The following is a 3,353-nucleotide window of genomic DNA, read 5'->3' as shown; positions in this document are numbered from 1 at the left end:
GCCTGAGCTTGTGAATACCACCGAGCCGCTTTGAGCAGTTTTTAATAATGGCAACAAAGCCTGCGTCAGCATGAACACAGCCGTGGTGTTGATGTGCATCACCTGCTCAAAGGTGCTCGGGTCACACATCTCCAAAGGCGTCAGCGCCCCAAGGATCGCCGCATTATGCAGCACCCCATCCAAACGACCAAATTCCTTCTCGATAAGCGTGGCAAGCTCATTCATCTGAGCAAAAGTTGCTTTCTCCAGATCCATCGGCAAGATGGCAGGGGTTGGCAAGCCTAGATCCTCGATCTCATCGTACACCGCCTCAAGCTTGGCTTGGGTCTTACCCAATAATAATACCGTCGCCCCGCATTTGGCATAGGTTAAGGCGGCAACCTTGCCAATGCCGTCGCCTGCTCCCGTTACTAGGATAATTTTACCTTGCAGGCTATCCGCTTTTGGCGTGAAATTTAAAATCGCTTCGTGGTTAATTTGTGTACTTTGCATGTGTATTCCGTATTATTTTATCTTGATCTATAGCAATAAATTTAGGCAGCAACTCATCATGTATTTTTATATAAGGTCTAAGCCCACCCCGTTAGCAATGACAAGCTTAATTTATGATGCAATCCTAGCCGTTACACCAGTCTATTCAGTAGCACCGCCAAATCATCAGGTGTCGCCACCACAAAATCCGCGCCCCATTCGCTCGGATCTTCCTCAGGGACGATATAGCCAAATGCCGCCGCCACCGTCTGCATACCCGACGCGCGCCCTGCCTGTATGTCTCGGATGTGATCGCCCACATAGATGGCGTCTTTTGGCGTGATGCCAAGCTGATCACATGCCAGATACATCGGCTCAGGGTCGGGCTTGGTATTGGTTACATCATCAGGGCACACTAACACTGAACAGCGATCGGCAAGGTCTAATTTATCCAGCAGTTGCTCTGCCAGATATCGCGGCTTATTGGTGACAATACCCCAACGAACCCTAGCATCTTCAAAAGATTTTAACAGCTCGTCAAAACCATCGAACAGTCGGCTATCAACACAGATGTCCTGCTCGTATAGATCCAAGAATTCTTGACGATAACCAAGCAGCTTAGGATCGGTATCTGCCACCTCGCCCAACTCATCGCCAAACATCAGTCGCACCATCGCACGTGCACCTGCCGATACCTGCTCACGGATGGCCATGTCGCTTGGACAAGGATGGTTGTGCTTGGCGCACATGTCCTTGATGATGCGAATAAAATCAGGCGCTGTATCAATGAGCGTGCCATCTAGATCAAACAGAACCGCCTTTAATGCGCTCATTGTGCCACCTTGTCAGCTGCTGCCTTAGTGAACGACATCATGTAATTGACATCAACATTGCGATTCGACAACCAAAAATGCTTGGTAATCGGATTATAATGCAAGCCTGTCATGTCTTGGCGCTCAAAGCCTGCACGGATTGCCATCTGATCAAGCTCGGCAGGTGTGATGAACTTGTTATAATCATGCGTGCCTTTATCCACCAAGCGCAGTACATACTCTGCGCCCACGATGGCAAATAGGTATGACTTAGGATTACGGTTGATGGTCGAGGTTACGAACACTCCGCCTGGCTTTAATAATTTAAAACACGCTTCAATGATCGCCGACGGATCAGGAACGTGCTCTAGCATCTCCATGCACGTGACGACATCATAGGTCTCTGACTGCTCTTTTGCCAATTCTTCGATCGCCACACAGCGAAATGACAGGGTCTCGCTCATGCCCGTCTTATCAGCGTGAATGCCTGCTGCCTGTAGATTTTCATTGCCCAGATCCACACCAAGCACATTCGCACCACGCACCGCCATCGAATGCGATAAAATACCACCGCCGCAGCCGACATCTAGGATACTCTTACCCATCAAAGGTGAGCCATAGCGCTCATGCACACGGTCTTCGATCCAGTTTAGGCGCAATGGATTGATGTCATGCAGTGATTTAAATGCGCCATTTCTATCCCACCACTCATTCGCCAAGGTGGTAAATTTACCAATTTCATCGTAATCGACGTTCACATTTTGGGTGGTTGTTTGCATAATTTTTCGCTTATTTTGTCATCAAAAATTACTTGCTATCTTATCACTTTCACGCCAAATTTGCTATACAACCACGAACATAAGCAGCTGATTTTGATACAATGAACACCTTATATCGCTAAGTTTTGCGCAATTTTTAAGATTATGGATCGATTTACAAAGATTTGTGCAAAATCAAAACACTTTGCAAGGCAAGCTTAATAAATCTGTTACCATTTCTGCCAAAAAATAGGCTAAACTATGGCATATTTTTATTTAAACATTTAAATCATGGCTCGTTTTTGGTAGAATTAGCCAAATTTAGCATTCATTTTAATCAATAGTACGAAAAAGCAAGCACGACTCGCTGCTTGTTGATGTGTTTTATAAGGATTTCATCATGAAATACACCCTAACATTCACCGCCATAGCGGCTGCCATCGGTCTTGCCAGCAGCGCTTTTGCCGCTGATTTCGTAGAAGGTCGCGATTACCAAAAAGTTGCAAACCCAGAAAATATCGCAGGCGATGTGATTGTGGTGCGTGAATTCTTCTGGTATGGCTGCCCACATTGCTACGACATAGAGCCACACATGCAAAAATGGGCAAAAACCCGCGCCAAAGACGTGGCGTTTTTCCGCACGCCTGCGGCCATGAACCCTGTATGGGAAGTGCCTGCACGTGGCTTCTATGCTGCACAGCAGATGGGTCTTGAGGACAAAACCCACCAAGCTCTTTTTGATGCTGTTCACAAAGATGGCAAGCGTAACATCATCGCCAACCAAAACAACTTGGCTGATTGGTACGCATCGCAAGGCGCTGACAAAGCCAAATTCAACAGCTTCTATAACTCATTCTCAGTCAGCACCAAGATCGAACGCGCCAAGCAAGGTGCGGCTCGTTATCAGTTGACAGGTGTTCCTGCCATCGTGGTTCACGGCACTTATGTGGTGTCAGGCGATGGTGAGAAAGCCACGCAAGTTGTTGACTTCCTAGTTAATAAAGTCCGCGACGAAAAGAAATAAGCAAAGCAATAAGATTGCTACTTAAAAATCCGCACCACAGTGTGCGGATTTTTTTATCAAAGCACAAAGCAGCCCATGTAAGCGATTGCTTACAAACATTGACGATATTGGCTAATTGCTGCGACAGGGTTGATTTGGCATAATACACTCAAGCAGCAAGGATACTGCAAATGGAATCGCCAACATGGATGAATGCTGTCACTATGAATGAAACGCATGGATTAAGTGCTTGCACTTAAAGCAAGGAACACCAAAAAAGCCACATGAGCAATCATGTGGCTTTTGCTT

The 3,353-nt window shown here is 46.6% G+C and carries 4 protein-coding genes; 1 reads left to right on the top strand and 3 read right to left on the bottom strand.

The genetic code is table 11. From position 1 onward, the window contains the following. The 3 genes from GY683_RS04030 to ubiG all read right to left on the bottom strand — a co-directional run. On the bottom strand, positions 1-492 hold a 492-nt coding region (locus tag GY683_RS04030; protein ID WP_297287528.1), incomplete at its 3' end, for an SDR family NAD(P)-dependent oxidoreductase. 131 nt (positions 493-623) lie between these two features. Beyond that, the gene (locus GY683_RS04025) at positions 624-1,304 is read right to left on the bottom strand and encodes an HAD family hydrolase (protein ID WP_297287527.1); all 681 of its coding nucleotides are present in this window, start codon (positions 1,302-1,304) and stop codon (positions 624-626) included. Then, entirely contained in the window at positions 1,301-2,062 is a 762-nt protein-coding gene (gene ubiG, locus GY683_RS04020; RefSeq protein WP_297287526.1) for a bifunctional 2-polyprenyl-6-hydroxyphenol methylase/3-demethylubiquinol 3-O-methyltransferase UbiG, read from the bottom strand. The genes GY683_RS04025 and ubiG overlap by 4 nt, the downstream gene beginning before the upstream one ends. A 379-nt stretch (positions 2,063-2,441) precedes the next feature. Between ubiG and GY683_RS04015 the strand changes: the two genes are divergently transcribed. Beyond that, on the top strand, positions 2,442-3,065 hold the full coding sequence (locus GY683_RS04015) for a thiol:disulfide interchange protein DsbA/DsbL (RefSeq protein ID WP_297287525.1): 624 nt from the start codon (positions 2,442-2,444) through the stop codon (positions 3,063-3,065). The last annotated feature ends 288 nt before the right edge of the window (positions 3,066-3,353 follow it).

Source organism: Moraxella sp. (assembly GCF_024227015.1).
Lineage (GTDB): Bacteria > Pseudomonadota > Gammaproteobacteria > Pseudomonadales > Moraxellaceae > Moraxella.
Note: the sequence above shows the minus strand (reverse complement) of the source record. Positions and strands in the feature narration are given on the sequence as shown.